This window comes from Cognatundibacterium jejuense (assembly GCF_014284255.1).
GTDB lineage: Bacteria > Pseudomonadota > Gammaproteobacteria > Burkholderiales > Burkholderiaceae_D > Undibacterium > Undibacterium jejuense.
Genome location: NZ_JACOFV010000012.1, coordinates 127,527 through 144,969 on the forward strand (window position 1 = coordinate 127,527; position 17,443 = coordinate 144,969).

At 46.4% G+C, this 17,443-nt stretch carries 14 protein-coding genes; 11 read left to right on the forward strand and 3 right to left on the reverse strand.

What is annotated here, in order from left to right:
* Positions 1–80: 80 nt before the first annotated feature.
* The 4 genes from H8K32_RS13685 to H8K32_RS13700 all read left to right on the forward strand — a co-directional run bounded on the left by H8K32_RS13685 (position 81) and on the right by H8K32_RS13700 (position 5,293).
* Positions 81–1,916: an AMP-dependent synthetase/ligase gene (locus H8K32_RS13685; RefSeq protein WP_186913100.1), complete on the forward strand. Its 1,836-nt coding sequence runs from the start codon at positions 81–83 to the stop codon at positions 1,914–1,916.
* A gap of 368 nt (positions 1,917–2,284) precedes the next feature.
* Complete coding sequence (locus H8K32_RS13690; RefSeq protein WP_246447356.1) at positions 2,285–3,295, forward strand: glycoside hydrolase family 18 protein; 1,011 nt, start codon at positions 2,285–2,287, stop codon at positions 3,293–3,295.
* Between the two features lie 127 nt (positions 3,296–3,422).
* A complete protein-coding gene (locus H8K32_RS13695) occupies positions 3,423–3,788 on the forward strand; it encodes a hypothetical protein (protein ID WP_186913101.1) in 366 nt (121 codons plus the stop codon).
* Between the two features lie 107 nt (positions 3,789–3,895).
* On the forward strand, positions 3,896–5,293 hold the full coding sequence (locus H8K32_RS13700; protein WP_186913102.1) for an MFS transporter: 1,398 nt from the start codon (positions 3,896–3,898) through the stop codon (positions 5,291–5,293).
* A 91-nt stretch (positions 5,294–5,384) separates the two neighbouring features.
* Here H8K32_RS13700 and H8K32_RS13705 read toward each other — a convergent pair whose 3' ends face one another.
* Positions 5,385–6,230 (reverse strand): undecaprenyl-diphosphate phosphatase, encoded by an 846-nt coding sequence (locus tag H8K32_RS13705; RefSeq protein ID WP_186913103.1) that lies wholly within the window; start codon positions 6,228–6,230, stop codon positions 5,385–5,387.
* A gap of 706 nt (positions 6,231–6,936) precedes the next feature.
* On the opposite strand from H8K32_RS13705, the gene H8K32_RS13710 reads away from it, so the two are divergent.
* The gene (locus H8K32_RS13710; RefSeq protein WP_186913104.1) at positions 6,937–9,399 is read left to right on the forward strand and encodes a TonB-dependent receptor; all 2,463 of its coding nucleotides are present in this window, start codon (positions 6,937–6,939) and stop codon (positions 9,397–9,399) included.
* A gap of 64 nt (positions 9,400–9,463) precedes the next feature.
* Here H8K32_RS13710 and H8K32_RS13715 read toward each other — a convergent pair whose 3' ends face one another.
* Entirely contained in the window at positions 9,464–10,798 is a 1,335-nt protein-coding gene (locus H8K32_RS13715; protein WP_246447358.1) for an ABC transporter ATP-binding protein, read from the reverse strand.
* Between the two features lie 14 nt (positions 10,799–10,812).
* On the reverse strand, positions 10,813–12,549 hold the full coding sequence (locus H8K32_RS13720) for an ABC transporter permease (protein WP_186913106.1): 1,737 nt from the start codon (positions 12,547–12,549) through the stop codon (positions 10,813–10,815).
* A 369-nt stretch (positions 12,550–12,918) separates the two neighbouring features.
* On the opposite strand from H8K32_RS13720, the gene H8K32_RS13725 reads away from it, so the two are divergent.
* The 6 genes from H8K32_RS13725 (at position 12,919) to H8K32_RS13750 (ending at position 17,334) form a co-directional block, all read left to right on the forward strand.
* Positions 12,919–13,497, forward strand: coding sequence for an RNA polymerase sigma factor (locus tag H8K32_RS13725; protein ID WP_186913107.1), 579 nt, complete (start codon positions 12,919–12,921; stop codon positions 13,495–13,497).
* 10 nt (positions 13,498–13,507) lie between these two features.
* Entirely contained in the window at positions 13,508–13,831 is a 324-nt protein-coding gene (locus H8K32_RS13730; protein ID WP_186913108.1) for a hypothetical protein, read from the forward strand.
* A gap of 2 nt (positions 13,832–13,833) precedes the next feature.
* Positions 13,834–14,142 (forward strand): 4Fe-4S dicluster domain-containing protein, encoded by a 309-nt coding sequence (locus tag H8K32_RS13735; protein WP_186913109.1) that lies wholly within the window; start codon positions 13,834–13,836, stop codon positions 14,140–14,142.
* A gap of 2 nt (positions 14,143–14,144) precedes the next feature.
* Positions 14,145–15,404, forward strand: coding sequence for an MFS transporter (locus H8K32_RS13740; RefSeq protein ID WP_186913110.1), 1,260 nt, complete (start codon positions 14,145–14,147; stop codon positions 15,402–15,404).
* A 52-nt stretch (positions 15,405–15,456) separates the two neighbouring features.
* The gene (locus H8K32_RS13745) at positions 15,457–16,773 is read left to right on the forward strand and encodes an Nramp family divalent metal transporter (protein ID WP_186913111.1); all 1,317 of its coding nucleotides are present in this window, start codon (positions 15,457–15,459) and stop codon (positions 16,771–16,773) included.
* Positions 16,774–16,887: 114 nt separating this feature from the next.
* Positions 16,888–17,334, forward strand: coding sequence for a hypothetical protein (locus tag H8K32_RS13750; protein ID WP_222613110.1), 447 nt, complete (start codon positions 16,888–16,890; stop codon positions 17,332–17,334).
* The last annotated feature ends 109 nt before the right edge of the window (positions 17,335–17,443 follow it).

The window sequence follows — 17,443 nt, forward strand, 5'->3', positions numbered from 1 at the left end:
TATAATAATTAATTAAGAGACTCCTTGCCGCCAGATACCGTGCCGCTTATCCACGACTTACCACTTACCCACATACGCTCATGTCGACCACCAACTTATCCGCGCAGGTAAACGAATTGAACTCTTTGCAAACGCTGGCGGAGTTATTTAGCTGGCGTGTAGCTCAGACGCCTGATGTAGAAGCATATCGCCAGTTTGACGAAGGCAGCCAACAATGGATGAGTTACTCCTGGCAGCAAACTCATAAAAAAGTTCAGCAATTTGCGCAAGCCTTAGCAATGCTGCAACCTGAGCGTGGGGCACGAGTCGCGATCCTGCTGCCGAATGGATTGCATGCGGTGTGTATGGATCAGGCGGCAATGCAATTGGCATGTGTTCCGGTTCCTATGCATGCGTTGGATAATCCCGCCAGTATCGGCTACATCGTCGGTGATAGCGATGCCACGTTGTTGATTGCGGCGACGGATCAACAATGGAAAGATATTTCTGAAACAGGCATCGCTATGCCTGCTTTGCGTCAGGTGGTGGTGTTAGAAAAAACCATTCAAGACGCGCAATTTACTAGTCCGGTTCCTATGCTTATGTTGCAAGATTGGCTGGAAAAAGGCGCTCAGACTACACTGCCAGCACAAGCTCCAACTCAGGATGATCTGGCAGCTTTGGTCTATACCTCCGGCACAACAGGCAAGCCTAAAGGCGTTATGCTGACCCACCTGAATGTACTGTCAAATGTAAAAGCCGTGGTACAACGTGTGGCTCCGGTCACCAGTGATGTGTTTTTGTCATTCCTACCTTTGTCACATACGTTTGAAAGAACCGCCGGTTACTACTTGCCAGTGGCTGCCGGTGCTTGCGTTGCCTTTTCTCGCTCGACGAAGCAATTGCCTGAAGATTTGACCATCGTTAAACCTACAATTTTGATTTCTGTGCCGCGTATTTATGAACGTGTGTATAGCGTGATTCAAACTAAGTTGGCGACGTCTAAATTTGCTGCGACTTTATTCAATACGGCCATTGCCGTTGGCTGGCGTCGTTTTTTACGTGCACAAAAAAATCTGTCGGATGGCGTATTCAACGCCACTGTGGATGACATCGCCTGGAGCATTCTTGACCCGCTGGTTGCAACTAAATTAAAGCAGCAATTTGGTGGACGTTTGCGCGTTGCAGTGAGTGGTGGCGCTGCTTTATCGACGGTGATTTCACGTTGCTTCCTGGGCTTGGGTATTCCTATCGTACAAGGTTACGGTATGACCGAAACCTCGCCAGTTGTTGCATTTAACTCGCCGGATGATAATGATCCTAACACGGTAGGACGTACGATGGCTGGCGTTGAGGTCCGTATTGGCGAGAACAAAGAATTGCAAGTCCGTGGCCCCAACGTGATGCGTGGCTATTGGAAACGTGACGAAGACACCGCCAAAGCTTTCGTTGATGGCTGGTTGCGTACCGGTGACCAGGCTTCTGTTACTGATGGTCGTGTACGTATCCTCGGACGTGTCAAAGAAATTATCGTGACTTCTACCGGTGAAAAAATCGCGCCAGTCGATCTTGAATTGGCAATTCTCACTGATTCGTCGTTTGAACAAGCCTATGCGTTCGGTGAAAACTCACCGTTTATCGGCTGTGCTGTCGTGTTGAGTCAGCGTTATTGGCAAGAATTGAGTACGTCCTTAGGATTGGATCCTCACGATCCTAAGAGCCTCAAAGATGCAGCGGCTGTCGATGTCGTCGTAAAACGGGTGCGTGAATTGACAAATAGTTTGCCGTTTTATGCCCAGCCTAAGGCAGCGATTTTGTCCCTGGAACCATGGACGATAGAAAATACCCTGATTACGCCAACGCTGAAATTGAAACGCAATAATCTGGCCAACCACTTTGCGGATGATATCGTACGTCTCTATGCACCACGTCATTGATGTTCATTGTTGAGCGTAACGGTTGATAAATGAAACAGGCATGCAAATTGATTTGATGCCTGTTTTTTTTCGTACTGATATTACTGGTATTAGATAAGCTTAGATTTTCTTTCTTTTCTCTTTTTTTTTCTTCCGATTAATGTCAGTAATAGCGGAAATTTATTTTTGTTAAGCGAAAAATTATTTGTTTGCGTGATTTATCTTATTTTTTTCAATCTGATTAAAATCGTCTGAATTACCTCGAATTTTCTTCAAAAAATTCCTGAATCAGCATTTTTTAATTGACGTCAGCTGCTTCTTCCAATCTCATATCTCTACAAATCAAAAATCCTCAGTCTATGCCAAGGATTTACAAGGAGATATACGTAATGAAAATTGCCTCAAAGAGAATCACCGCATTCATGTTAGCAACTGGTATGCTCACCGCCTGTTCCAGTATCGATGGGGTTGGTCACAATTCTGCATCATCCAGACAGATATTTAGCCCCTACAAATATGTCAGAAATAACATGGCCTCGAATCAAAACCAACTGATCATCGGGGTAACGGGCAAGAGCACGCCACTGTTAGATGTGATCCCTAAGCAATTAAAAACAATTACTTTGGCATTTGCAACTGGTGAATGCGGCGAAGAAAATTGGGATGGATTGTCAGGCGCAGTCTTTGCTGAGGCAAATATGCCATTGTTAGCGAGAAAAGAAATCAACTACATCATTTCGACCGGAGGCCAGGCGGGCTCTTTTACTTGCAGTAGTGATGCTGGATTTAAAAAATTTATTGAGCGCTATCATAGCGCACAGCTGTCAGGTTTTGATTTTGATATTGAAGCCGGCCAAACAGAGGAACAAATCAATCAACTGATACAGAGAATCAAGCTGGCACAAGTGGCCTATCCAAACTTGCGGTTTTCTTTTACTTTACCAACGTTGGCTATTGTTGATAAACCTGCTCTTGGTGCTATTGGCTTGACCGTGATGCAAGCGATTAAGAAAGCAGAGTTACATGATTACTATATCAATCTGATGGTCATGGATTATGGCGTTTCATCCACGGATGCTTGCGTGCTGGGTGCCGATGCACGATGCGATATGGGGGTATCGGCAATACAAGCGGCGATGAATCTCAATCGCTATTTTGGCGTCCCATTCGATCACATTGAATTGACGCCAATGATAGGAGGGAATGATACGGAAGATGAAGTATTCACTTTAAGCGATGTCGCAACCATCAAGTTGTTTGCGAAAAAAAATCGTTTGGCAGGTTTGCATTTTTGGTCATTGGATCGCGATACGGATTGTGCACCGGGGCCAGCGTCTCCTGATTGCAATACATACGGGCAAGCAGGTCTTCTTGGCTTTACCAAAGCATTTCTTTATTGATGTAGAGAGTGCGAATATCAAAGTAATTGAAACGGCGAATTACCTTTGTTTCCGGTGTTTTTGAGGCTTTGTTTCAATCAAGTCTATAATTCGATATTGATTAAGAGATTCATAGCAAAGAATAACGATGACTAAAATTGAAGCAATGCAAAGAATAAACGGCCGCCTTGGCGCGGTGACCTTGTACGACAATAATACGTTTTGGTCGGCCTGCGGGCGCTACGGCGGTGATGAAGGTTGGTGGCTAAAGATACCGTTGGCAAGCTTTAAGAGCGATATTCACATCATTTTGAACCGTGAAAGCAGCAAGGTTTTTTTGCATTTGAAAATCAGAGCACGTGAAATACTGAGTCCGGCAATGAAATTTCGCTGTACAGAACAAATGGCGGAAATGTTTATTCCTGCTGCCAATATGCGAAGACTCGGGGATATTCTTCCAGGCGGAAGTAAGCATGGATTGAGTAAAAATATTGTTGCTGAATATCGTTTTTAATTCACCTCAATATTCTCAGCTGAGTGGTGTCAACTTAGTGCAGTCAACTTATTAAAGTTAAATTAATAAGACTGTATACAAAATCTTCTTTAAATACTGAGCAATCAATGCCGACGCAAGCAAGCGCAGATGAAAGACTGAGTGTCGTAGATCGTGATGGTTTGCCGACAGGGGAACGAAATCTTGCAATGGTGTCACTGGCAATTGGCGTTGGCATGGCCTCATTAGATACGGCGATTGCGAACACTGCTTTACCTGCGATTGCCAATCAGTTACATACAACACCAGCCGCTTCGGTCTGGATTATCAATGTGTATCAATTGGCGATGGTGGCAACACTGCTACCATTTGCTGCGCTGGGAGAAATCATAGGATACCGGCGCGTCTCAATTGCTGGTCTGGCTTTGTTTACTCTGGCGTCTTTAGCTTGTGCTTGTTCGTGGTCATTGTCATCGCTGGTCGTTGCCCGTTTGTTTCAGGGGGTAGGGGCAAGCGCGATTATGGGCGTAAACGTGGCAATGGTCAGATCCATTTTTCCAGCCAGTTTGCAAGGACGGGGTTTCGGCTTGAATTCACTGGTGGTCGCCGTGGCATTTGCAATCGGACCCACCACGGCTTCATTAATTTTATCGGCATGGAGCTGGCCATGGTTGTTTGCCATTAATGTCCCGCTTGGGGTGTTTGCAGTTTTTCTGGGGCAAAAGGTTTTGCCGATTACCCATCGTTCCACGCACAGAATTGATAGTTTGACCGCGTTATACAACGTCGGTGCGTTCAGCATGTTAGTTTTGTTATTTGGCGACGCAGCGCATCTCACTGATGTAAAGACACTGTTGTTAGAATTGATCGTAACAGTCATCTTTTTTGTCTTACTGCTGCGCCGCCAGACGGGGCATCAGGCACCGATGTTACCCGTAGATTTGTTTCGTCATCCTGTTTTCTTTCTATCGGTTATTACTTCAATTTGCACTTTCGCAACCCAGAGTCTGGCCTTCGTTTCTTTGCCATTTTATTTTGAAACTGTACTTGGTCGTTCACCCGTTGAAACAGGATTTCTAATGACACCATGGGCGGTTTTGGTGGCGGTAATGGCACCCATTGCGGGTCGTTTGAGTGATCATTATTCTCCCGGTGTCCTGGGGGGTATTGGACTGGTGATTTTATCTGTCGGAATGTGGTCTTTGCTTGGCATACCAGCGCATCCAGCAGTAATCGATATTGTCTGGAGAATGGCAATTTGCGGTATTGGATTTGGTTTTTTTCAGACACCAAATCTTAAAGCAATGATGGGAGCCGCACCTCTGGCACGGGCGGGCAGTGCTAGTGGCGTGGTTGGTACTTCACGTCTGATCGGGCAAGCGTCAGGTGCTGCTTTGGTGGCACTGTGCTTTAGCTTATTTGCAGATAAAGCAACGCATTATGCTTTAGGCATGGGAGCGGTATTCGCCGCTGTCGCCAGCGTCGCGAGCTTTTCGCGTTTGCTTGTGGGGAAGAACAGCGTTTGAGGTACTGAGCGCTATCAGATAACGCTTAGTGTATATCCTGATGGATGTCTTGATTTGTGGTGACACCAGCGTATCACCACAAAAAGATGTCTTAGCCGACCCAGAGAACGACTAACGATGCGAATAAGCAATATGCGCCAAAGAAGTGCCAGCGGCCTTGTTCCAACCAGCGTGACAACCAACGCAACGCAACCAGACCGGTCAGAAAACTTAATACCATGCCTAACAAGCCAGGTACCAAAGCATGTAATAACACAGCAATGTCGCTGCCAGCAGAAGCGGCTTCTACCTGGTACAGACGATACGCTTCTTTAACGATCACAGCTGGCGTTAATACTACGGCCAGCGCAAAGCTGAATTGTTCTGCGCGACGACGATTGACGCCTAATGCCAGACCAGTAGAAATGGTTGCCCCAGAGCGCGAAAAGCCGCGGAAAGGCAAACATAAACCTTGTACTGCACCAATGATCAAAGCACTCCGTGTATTGACTTCATTGTCGCCGCGATCTTTCATACGTGATGAAACGATGATCAACACACCAGCCGACGCCAGTGCAGTTGCCATCAGTTTGGCATTGCCAAATAAATGTTCTATCTCAAACGTGCTTGGATTGGCGACGAAAAAATGCTTGATGATGTGCATTAATCCGAATCCAACGACACCTGTGGCGATCGTCGCAATCACCAGATTGGCACCGTTAGTGCGAAATTGTTGTGCAGAAGCGAAATATGTTTCGCGCCAGGATTTCCAGAAATAGGCAATCACGGCGAACATCGTGCCAGTGTGCAACATTACCAAAATCATCGTCATTTGAGGTGACGTTGGGTCGAGGCCCATTAATTTTTCAGCCACGATGACGTGCGCTGAACTGGAGACGGGCAAAAGTTCAGCGATGCCCTGAACCATAGCAAGAATGAGGATGTAGAAAAATTCCATGCAGCTCTTTCGGGAAAAAGCGCAAGCATCGCCTATTCTGATGCGTTTGTCATCCCATGCTTGCCCAAATGATTAATTTTTTTACCTGTTTTTTTTGAGGTTTCGGTAGTAACGTGAATGGAAGTTGTCTTGAATGCATTTATTCATGTTTTTATTATTAAATTTTTGCTTGTTTTTTCGCGGATATTTACCGAACTGATCCCGATTATGTGGACTTTGTACAACGCTATCCGTGCTTGGTTTCCTACTTTTTTCTATCTTGCTGAGTAAAAAACATTGTCCTTTTACGCTTCTTTCTGAGAGTGAAAATCGACTTCTGAATTGCCTTATATTGAGGTGATTGGACGCGAGCATCTGATAAAACAATCAATAGGTTTTAACGATTTACTTTGTTTTTGCTTCTTGCGATTATATGTTTAGTGCCTTTTTGCAGGTGGTGCCAGCGAGATAGGCCTTCAATACGATTCTGAAGGATGTGTGTTTTTGGTGCATAGCAACAGGCATCAAACTTGCTTGCTCGTGAGTGAGACACACTGGCATATCGATTGAAATTCGGCGCGATTCAAAATTTAAATTGGTAAAAGCCAGTTTACACTTTTTTATTGTCAGGATTTTCGACCTGCCTGGCCTTAATTGGGGGAGAACTGATGCGTGATTTATCTGTGTCAGGTGTAAATAAGAAATGCAACATACACAAAGGATCAACATGAATCTCAGAAGAACAAAATTAAATCTTTCACTGGCGTCACTGTATTCCAACTATCAGGGAGCACGGCAAAATACAGGTACGGTTGTTTGCGCGTTGGCAACCAGCTCTTTGATGCTGGCCAATCCTGCCTGGGCACAACAGGCTGCTGAAACGACTACACCCGCGGCATCAACAGCACCGGTGGCGAAGTCTGGTGCTTTAACTGACCAGATTCAGTCCATTAATATTACCGCGACTAAACGTAAAGAAGATGCCAGCAAAGTGCCTTTGAGCGTATCTGTTATTGGCGGTGATGAATTAAATGCGCAACATATTACTGACTTTGTCGATGCAACACGCTCGATACCAAATATCTCTTTCTCTGGTGGCGGTGGCGGTGGAAATGCCGGTAACGGTCCTGGACTATCTAACGTGGAAATGCGCGGTATTAGTTCTGCGGCAGGTTCCGCAACCGTCGGTATCTACCTTGATGATGTGTCGATGACTTCAGGTAATTTGTACAGTATGGGTAGTGCAGAGCCGAAATTTTTCGATTTGGATCACATTGAGGTACTGCGTGGGCCGCAAGGAACGCTGTACGGTGCGAGTTCCATGGGTGGAACGATTAAATTTATTTCGAACCAGCCAAATACCAAGGTCAATTCTACTGACATCTATACCGAAGTTTCTTCGACTAAAGGTGGTGGCACTAATTACCTCGGCAATGTCGTATTTAACAAGGTATTGAAAACTGACGAGCTGGCATTGCGCGTCGGCATTCAGACTGCACATAATAGTGGTTTTATCAATCAGGTTGATCCAAATACGACGGCGACGATTGCCAATGGCATCAATACGGAAGATGATGCTGTCGTCAGAATGGCGTTAAAATGGAATGTGACTAAAGCATTGACTATCACTCCATCCATTTTCTATCAGCGAGTGAAGACAGGTGACATTGATGTCGCTTATACGAAGACGCTCAACGGCGTGCCACTGCCTGACAATACGACAAGTAAAACAGTACGTGAACCAGGTAAAGATGTCTTAACTGTTCCGTCATTGACCGTGAGTTACGACACTGGCTTCGGTGATCTGACTTCGGTGACCAGTTACTTTAAACGTAATTTTGATCGTACCCAGGATGGTACGACAGTCAATAGCTCTTATCTTGGCAGCCAGATCAATAGCAATTATCCAAATTTGGCAAGTGTCGTTGGTGGTTTGCCTTCGACCATTTTTTTGAATAATCAAGTGACGCAATTCTCACAAGAAGTGCGACTGCTCTCTAAGCCTTACGATCCTAACGTTTCTCCATACACTTGGTTGGTTGGTGCTTATGCGTCGAATCAACATACAACCTTGTTTGATAACGAGCCTGTGATCGGTATTAATGCCGCATTTAAAACTGCTGGCGTGAGCATTACTGATCCGAATGTGATTGCCAATCCGGTCAGCGGCGGTTTTCCGAATGATAATTCGTATTACACCGGACGTTTCTACCATGATACGCAGCAAGCAGTATTTGGCGAAGGTAATTACTATTTCAGCCCCGAACTCCACGCAACGTTGGGTGCACGTTATTTGAAAGCCAGCCAGACCTTCACTCGTGATGCGCTCGGTTATTTTGCCAACGATACGACGAATGATGGTGTTGCCCATTCTACGTCTTCTTCCAGCGGCAACAAGCTGACACCTAAGCTCTCTTTGACCTGGGAAGTGGATAAGAGCAATACTTTGTACGCGTCGGCCACCGAAGGCTTCCGTGTTGGTGGATCCAATTTCCCATTGCCACTGGGTTACTGTGGACTGACAGCGGCGAATCCAGTTAGTTATGGTCCGGATAGTTTGTGGAGTTACGAAGTCGGTAACAAATCGCGCTTCCTGAATAACACGCTGTCGGTCAATGCTGACTTGTTCTACATTAACTGGAAAAATCTGCAACAGGCGATTAACATCCCCGCCTGCGGCTACGCCTACAACACCAATGTGGGCAATGCGACAAGTTCTGGTGCAGAAATTGAAATCAAATTCAAACCAACTAAGAGCATCGTTCTGGATCTGGCTGCTGGTTATACCGATGCCACCTTGTCCGATAGTGCTGGTGCGAATGCGGGTGTGGTCGGTGCGGTAAAAGGTGCGCGAGTACCGGGCGTGCCTAAGTACAATATGGCATTGACGGCACAGTACAATTTCTTCGTCAATGACGATGTATATGGTTTTGCCCGTGCAGCGGGTCATTGGACAGGTTCAAGCTACGGCGCACTTGATCCTGCTAATCCTGATTATCAACGTCCATCCTATTCAACCTATGATGCAAGCATTGGTTTGAGTCGTGATATCTGGGAAGTGACTTTGTACGTTAAAAATCTGACTAACAATCAAAACGTGATTCAGCGTCCGCAAGTTCAAGGGACTGCGAATGAAGTGTATCGTATTAACCCAAGAACGATAGGCATGAGTTTGTCAGCCAAGTTCTGATTCTGGTAGCGCAAAAAAAGCCCCGCGTTGTTAAACAAACGCGGGGCTTTTTTATGCAAGCGAATTATGACCTGATCGCATCAATAGAAAATCTCAACGTCTTCGCATCATATTCAAACAATTCTGCATAGCGCCCCCAGTCTGTTACTGTACGTAAGGTGCGATTCGCCTCCGCAGAATTGAGATGGTCTTCCAGTTCGGACATAAAACGGAGACGAGGTGCCTGATGTTCTTCTCTGTCGTCCAGTACATGCCGTATATGTGCCGCCAGCGGAACGTAATGCAGCAGGTGTTCACGAAACATACGTTTGCGCTCTTCCATGCCGGCTTGGGAAAAAATTTTCCCAGACGCGGTCAGGCGTATTGTTCCTTCTTTCAGTTCAGCAAATTCAAGCAAATGCAGTGCCTCTGCAATCGGTAATAACATATCTACACCAAGTACAAAAGGTCGGGACAATTTTGCCAGATCAGCTTCACCGTTAAAATAATTTGATCCCAAGGTTTCCACCAAACCGCAAATACGAATACTTGAAGCACCAGGCAGAATTTGCGTAAAGCTGCCGCTTAGTTGGTGTTGTGCATCGCTCGATGCTATCGCGCGTGAAGTCAGTATCGAATAGACTTGATCAACAATTGCATGAAAATCCGGCGCGAGTCGGTTGCGCGGATGCGCTAAAGATACTTCAATCTCGGCGGCAATGCGCCCTGGATTGGAGGCGAGTATCAAAATGCGATCACACATTAGTACCGCTTCTTCTATATTGTGCGTCACCATTAAAATCGACTTCATTGGCAATTGATGACCATGCCAGAGATCAAGCAAATCGCTGCGCAGAATTTCAGAAGTCAACACATCCAGTGCGGAAAAAGGTTCGTCCATGAGCAAGATGGTTGGCTGTACGACCAAGGCCCGCGCAAATCCCACCCGTTGTCGCATACCGCCAGAGAGCTCGCGTGGATACGCAGATTCAAAACCATCCAGACCAATCACATCAATCGCAGCCAATGCCCGTTGACGCGTCACATCGGCTGGTAAACCCAGCGCATCAAGACCAGCTTCAACATTTTCTAAGACCGTAAGCCACGGGAACAAAGCAAATGTCTGAAACACTACGGCGATCCCTTCTGCTGGGCCATTGAGCGGTTTGCCTTTGTAGAGAACTTCGCCTTTACTGGCTTGTATTAAACCGGCGGCGATACGCAATAAGGTTGATTTACCGGAGCCAGAACGCCCTAATAAACCCAAAATTTCACCCGAACGGGCGGTGACATTGATGTCTTCTAACACCGGCAAATTTCCACCTTCGGGTTTAGAGAAAGTTTTGCCTACGTGTCGTAAATCGATAATCGCTTCTTTGTTGACATCGTCAACATTCGTCTTCATCACGCTTGATGTCATTATGTTTTCCATTTTCAATCCAGTTTAGTGCGGCGTTCTGCAAATGCATACAGAGGACGCCAAAGCAAACGGTTCATTGCAATAACAAACAACGACATCAAGGTGATGCCTAAGGCGATGTGTGGGTAATCGGCAGTTTCGGTCATGTTCGCGATATAGGCACCAAGGCCTGATCCATTTAATCTGGTCGGACCCCAACTGACGACTTCCGAGACGATACTGGCATTCCATGCGCCGCCTGAAGCTGTAATGGCACCAGTGATGTAGTAGGGCAGAATCCCGGGCAACATCACATCACGCCACCACCTCCAACCTTTAATCCGGAAGCTACGCGCTGACTCTAGCAAATCATTCGGAAAGGTCGATACGCCGGCAATCACATTGAACAAGATGTACCATTGCGTTCCAAGTATCATCAATGGCGATAACCAGATACGTGGATTGGCGTTGTAACGCAGAATTAAAAAGACTGCGATAGGAAACATCAGATTCGCCGGAAACGCTGCCAGAAATTGTGCAAACGGCTGCACGATCTGCGCCCAGCGTGGCCTTAGTCCGACCGCGACACCAATCGGTACCCAGATCAGGCTGGCAATGATCATAAGGATTATGACCCGAGTTAACGTCAATAAACCCGCCTGAAATACAACGAGAAGATCGTTCATTGATACTTCATTTTTAAAATAATGCAGTAATATCCATAAGCCGTAAGCCAATCCCAGTAGCACCGAAGTAAGCCAAAGACGGTCGATAATGTGACGCGAACCCGTGGGTCGTGTCAGAGCAGGAATGTTATCTATCCAGGACAAACGTGCGCGTCCAACACGTTGCAGAGCGTGGGCGAAATGCGCAGCGAGAGGACGTAAAAAACGTGTACTGCGGATCAGTGAAATCAACCAACTTTTAGCATTAACCTGTGCGGAGGTTTGCTCAAAGCGGAATTTTTCTGCCCATGCCACTAAGGGGCGAAACAGCAATTGATCGTACATCAGAATCGTGATGCTCATCGCCACAATCGCCCAGCCTATCGCATGCAGATCGCGATGCTCTATCGCTGTCGCTACGTAGGAACCTATGCCCGGTAACGTGACTTGTAGTGTACCCACAGTAATCGCTTCTGAGGCAACAACAAAGAACCAACCGCCTGACATCGACATCATCATATTCCAGATCAAACCCGGCATCGCAAACGGTACTTCCAGACGCCAGAAACGCTGCCAGCCAGAGAAGCGAAAACTACGACTTGCTTCATCCAGATCATTCGGGATCATGCGCAAGGACTCATAAAAGCTGAAAGTCATATTCCATGCCTGGCTGGTAAAAATAGCAAAGATTGCCGCCAGCTCAGGCCCCATCACATTGCCTGGAAATAGCGCAATAAAAAACACCGTAGTAAATGACAAATAACCTAAAACTGGCACCGATTGCAACACGTCTAAGATAGGAATAAGCACCATCTCAGCACGACGGCTCTTAGCGGCTAAGGTCGCATATACGAACGTAAATAATAAGGAAGCCAGCAAAGCTGCTAACATCCGCATAATGGTGCGCAATGCATAATTAGGTAAAGCAGAGATTGATAATGAAATCTCAGGTTGATGCGCAACGGCAAACGGTTGCAACATCTGCCGTGCACCTGAACCGAGTAAGATCACCACCGTCAAAACCAAAAGGATGGCGAATAAGTCACGCCATCCCGGCACACGCTGATTCCAGCCATCTCTCACTATCAAGGTGAGGTTTTGATGCATACGATACCTCGATGAATTTGCACGACAATTCGGTATGTTGAAAAACGGAAATCTGATGCTGATACGGCTTGTTGAGATTAAGTCGACGCAATGATCTCTCACTTCGGTGTCCGCAATTACTCGTCTGTGTAAATATAAACACATAAAGTCAGTGGAAACTGTGCCATATCAAACGTACAGCAAAGGGTAAGAGCGAAACGAGCTTAGGCGTAGATTGTGGCAAGTTGATGACAAGGAGATGACTCTTTGATATTGAGCAAATTGCTGACATATCGCCGACAAATCCATGGCCAGTCCTGAAACTTCACGAAATTAAAAAATATTCTGTTTTGCATACAATATTTTCAAATCTCAAACGTCTTCATAGGTATGACATCACCAAATAAGCCAAACAACACGCATCAACAGCACAGTGCCATCACTGAGGTAGTCGTTCGTTTCCGCAAGAAACTAGCGGGCTTCATTGTGCGCCGTGTTGGTGATACTAGTGAGGCAGAAGATATTTTGCAGGATGTTTTTTATGAATTGGTTGAGGCATATCAGTTTCCGGACACCGTAGAGCAGGTCAGTGCCTGGTTATATCAGGTCGCTCGTTTCCGGATAATTGATCGGTTTCGCAAGAAAAAAGAACTATCCCTGCCTGAGCCTGGTGATGATCTGGGTGAAGAAGATGAGTATAGCCTCGATGGATTGTTGCCATCGCCGGATGAGGGGCCAGAAGCGGCCCTCGCCCGGACGATGATGCTACAAGAATTGCAGCTTGCCATCGATGAATTGCCAGACAAGCAGCGCGAAGTTTTTATTGCACACGAATTGGACGGCCAGAGTTTTAAAGATATGGCTTTGCAAACCGGCATTGCAATGAATACCTTGCTTGCGCGCAAACGCTATGCAGTGCTGGCGCTGCGTAGCCGTTTGCAAGAAATTTATGATGCATTGGAAAATTAAGGAGAATGACATGAAATACGCATGGATGAGATGGATGAAAGCTTTAATGTTAGTCATTTTTGCAGCACTCGCTGCAGTGGTGATGTGGTTATGGAACTGGGTCATGCCTGCCTTGTTTCAAGGTGTGCAGGTAATTGATTACTGGCATGCACTCGGTTTGTTGGTGTTATGTCGGATACTGTTTGGCGGCTTTCGCGGGCACGGCGCGGGACACGGTGGCTGGCATGGCCATAGACACTGGCATAAATGGCAAAAGCTCAACGACATGACGCCCGAAGAGCGGGAGCAATTTTTTCAACATCGTCGCCGTCCATTTGGTCAGCGTGAGCAATAAAAATGCGTTTAAACCCTAAGCCAAGGCGCAAGTCTGATTGCAAGCAATCGCCTGGTCTTCTGATGCCTATCGTGAATTTAAAACGTTGCGAAGGCAAAGGTGATTGTCTGACTGTTTGCCCAGAAAACGTGTTTGAAATTCGCACAATTGATGCAGCAGATTTTGACCACCTGAATTTGCTGCAGAAACTCAAGCTCCGTGTGCACGGCATGCAAGTCGCGTATACTCCCAACGCTGATGCTTGTCGTGCATGTGGTCTTTGCGTGACAGCTTGCCCGGAAAAGGCCATTACTCTTGGACGTAAAAACTAAAAATGACGACGACAGATCCCAGTTCTTCCAAACCAGTATTCTCGACCTATCAAAAGTTGGTCGTTGCTATGCTGGCATTTTTACAGTTTGCTGTGATTCTTGATTTCATGTTGATGTCGCCCTTGGGCGCGACCATCATGCCTTCAATGGCGATTTCTGCCAAGCAATTTGGGCTGGTGGTGTCAGCCTACGCATTTAGCGCCGGACTCTCTGGTTTACTCACTGCGGGCTTTGCTGATCGCTACGACAGAAAAAAACTGCTCTTATTTTTTTACACTGGTTTCATACTTGGTACCGTCTGGTGCGGGCTGGCGCAGAGCTATGAAACGCTGTTGCTGGCGCGTATTGTGACGGGCTTGTTTGGTGGCGTGATTGGTTCTATCGTATTGGCCATTGCGACCGATTTATTTGCACCGGAAATGCGCGGCCGCGTCATGGGCATGATACAAACCGCGTTTGCGGCCAGCCAGGTATTGGGTATCCCCTTTGGTTTGTATTTGTCCAATCGTTGGGATTGGCATATGCCGTTTTTTGCGATGGCCTTGTTAGGTTTGATTGGCGGCTTGTTAGTGCTGTGGAAGCTGAAGCCAGTCGATGCTCATCTGGCGATTCCGCAAGAGCATAGCGCCTTTAAACATTTGTTCCATACCGTGACTGAACCACGCTATTTATTGGCGTTTGCAGCGGTGTCGTTATTGACTACTGGTGGTTTTATGTTGATGCCTTTCAGCAGCACTTTTGTGGTCAATAATCTGAATATTAGCATCCATCAGTTGCCGACTTTGTACATGATCACTGGTCTATGCACGATCTTTTTTGGACCAATGATAGGTAAGATCTCCGATGCAGTGGGTAAATTCAAGGTCTTCATTTTTGGCACCTTGATGTCAATGCTGATGGTCGTGATTTATACGCACATGGAATCAGTATCATTTCCACTGTTGGTGCTTGTGAATGTACTGCTGTTTGTTGGCATTTTCTCGCGCATGATTCCCTTTCAGGCGATGATAGCTTCTGTGCCAACACCAGTACAGCGCGGTTCGTTCAGTGCTATTAGTGCGTCGATACAGCAATTGTCTGGTGGCGTTGCATCTGTGATCGCAGGCCATATTGTGAGTTTCGATGCCAACGGAAAACTTCTCCACTACGATAGTTTGGGTTACGTAGTGATCGGCACGTCGATCATTGCTTTTTGCATCCTGTGGCGCTTGCAGCACGTCAATGGCCGCGCTGCGTTGTTAAGTGGCACCCGTCCTGTTTGAGAGAAAATAGCGAAGAGGAACCATCACGCGAGCTAAAGTCAAAGGATGATCAGTGTTTAAGTTGCCCACCGTGGCCACCGCGCCATTCTGCCCTTCAGAAGTGACGGGTACAGTCACAGTTATATCGACCGATCCTGCGTGGAAAAAAGTACTGCGCTTCGCTGGACCTGGTTTGTTAATCTCGATTGGCTATATGGATCCCGGCAATTGGGCAACCGCGATTTCTGCCGGATCTTCGTTTGGCTATGCGCTGCTATTTGTCGTTGTTTTATCCAGTTTGGCGGCGATGTTGTTACAGAGTATCAGCCTTAGATTAGGTATTGTCACTGGTAAAGATCTGGCGAAACTCTGTAGCGAGCAGTACCCGCGACCAACCGCGCTCGTTATGTGGGCGTTTGCAGAGCTATCCATTATTGCCTGTGATGTCGCTGAAGTCCTTGGATGCGCATTGGCGTTTAAGTTAATTTTAGGCGTTTCTTTGCCAGTGGCAATCGGTATTACTGCTCTCGATACCATTTTAGTTTTGGGATTAAAAGGTGCTGGATTTCGTAAAGTAGAAGCCATCATTTTGGCGCTAATCGCCACCATCAGCATTTGCCTGTTAGCAGAACTCATTCTATTGCGTCCGTGCTGGGAATGTGTCGCGCAAGGCATTCTTCCTTCCATGAGTGCGCTGAAGAATACCGACGGTTTGTATCTTGCTATCGGCATCCTCGGCGCCACTGTTATGCCGCACAATTTGTACCTGCATTCTTCTGTTGTACAAACCAGAAAAATTGGCAACAGCGAAGCCAGTCGCCGTGAAGCAATCCGCTTTGCCAATATTGATTCGATCATTTCTTTGTTTTTTGCCTTACTGATTAATGCCGCCATTCTTATCCTGGCGGCTGCGGCTTTTCATGGGAAATCGGTGGTGATGGAATTAGATGATGCCTACCATTTGCTTGATCCTGTGACGGGGAGTGCGTTTGCAGGATTGATCTTTGGTATTGGTTTATTGGCTTCTGGTCAGAGTTCAACCTTTACCGGAACCATTGCCGGTCAGGTGATACTCGATGGTTTTCTGAAAATGAAAATCCCATGCTGGCAGCGACGTATTGTGACAAGAGGTCTGGCGCTGATTCCTGCCTTGATCGGCGTCACGATCTGGGGTGAGCATTCGGTCGGAAGGCTGTTGATTCTGAGTCAGGTAGTGTTGAGCTTACAGTTACCATTTGTGATGTATCCCATGATTAAAATGGCGGCAAATGGGCGCCTGATGGGCAGATTTAAAAGCTCAGTTATAGTTCAACTGGCGGCGTGGATACTCTTTGCGATGATTTCTGCAGCAAATCTCTGGTTGGTATTGCATACATTTGACGTCATTTAAGTATCGTTTCATGAAGTTCTAAAAGTTGTGAAAAAATTATTTCAAAACGTATCAACTTTCATTGGTGATAAGTTAATATGTGCTCTCATTTTTCCAACCTCAAGGAGTTTCGACGTGAAATTAATTCGCCTTATCAGTATATGTATGGCTGCCACCTGTATGGTTTTATCCGGCTGTGCATCTGTCAATGACGTGCTCGTCGCAAAGGAAAGCGGTAAAGAGGGGCTGACCCATGAATATGCGATTACTCAAGATCAGGCGTGGGACATTGCAAGAACCGTATTTCGTTGGGAAGGTGCTGACGGTATTGAAGAACATCGCACTGAAGGTTATATGCTGACTTCTTCTGGTGTAAGTTTAGCTTCTTCTGGTTCGGTGATGGGTGCCTGGGTAGAAAACGGTGCAGATGGAAAAGTGAAGGTCACTGTCGTCACCAAACGTCGCGTTAAAACTGACCTCTTTATCCCGCTGTCAGAAGAAGGGTTCCATCGTCGCTTTACACAAGCAGTGGCGATTGTGAAATCAGGTCAAAAATTACCTTTAACATCGCCTGCGTCGTAATAGTAAATTTTTTTTGAAGTAGCGACCTCTTTTCTGTCGATGCGGGAAAGAGGTTTTTTTCAACCAATTTTTTAAAAAAAAGGCACTAAAAAATTTCCAATTGGTCGAC

Coding starts and splice junctions, on each gene's coding strand:
- H8K32_RS13685 (WP_186913100.1), top strand. CDS start 81: ATGTCGACCACCAACTTATCCGCGCAGGTAAACGAATTGAACTCTTTG.
- H8K32_RS13690 (WP_246447356.1), top strand. CDS start 2,285: ATGAAAATTGCCTCAAAGAGAATCACCGCATTCATGTTAGCAACTGGT.
- H8K32_RS13695 (WP_186913101.1), top strand. CDS start 3,423: ATGACTAAAATTGAAGCAATGCAAAGAATAAACGGCCGCCTTGGCGCG.
- H8K32_RS13700 (WP_186913102.1), top strand. CDS start 3,896: ATGCCGACGCAAGCAAGCGCAGATGAAAGACTGAGTGTCGTAGATCGT.
- H8K32_RS13705 (WP_186913103.1), bottom strand. CDS start 6,230: ATGGAATTTTTCTACATCCTCATTCTTGCTATGGTTCAGGGCATCGCT.
- H8K32_RS13710 (WP_186913104.1), top strand. CDS start 6,937: ATGAATCTCAGAAGAACAAAATTAAATCTTTCACTGGCGTCACTGTAT.
- H8K32_RS13715 (WP_246447358.1), bottom strand. CDS start 10,798: ATGACATCAAGCGTGATGAAGACGAATGTTGACGATGTCAACAAAGAA.
- H8K32_RS13720 (WP_186913106.1), bottom strand. CDS start 12,549: ATGCATCAAAACCTCACCTTGATAGTGAGAGATGGCTGGAATCAGCGT.
- H8K32_RS13725 (WP_186913107.1), top strand. CDS start 12,919: ATGACATCACCAAATAAGCCAAACAACACGCATCAACAGCACAGTGCC.
- H8K32_RS13730 (WP_186913108.1), top strand. CDS start 13,508: ATGAAATACGCATGGATGAGATGGATGAAAGCTTTAATGTTAGTCATT.
- H8K32_RS13735 (WP_186913109.1), top strand. CDS start 13,834: ATGCGTTTAAACCCTAAGCCAAGGCGCAAGTCTGATTGCAAGCAATCG.
- H8K32_RS13740 (WP_186913110.1), top strand. CDS start 14,145: ATGACGACGACAGATCCCAGTTCTTCCAAACCAGTATTCTCGACCTAT.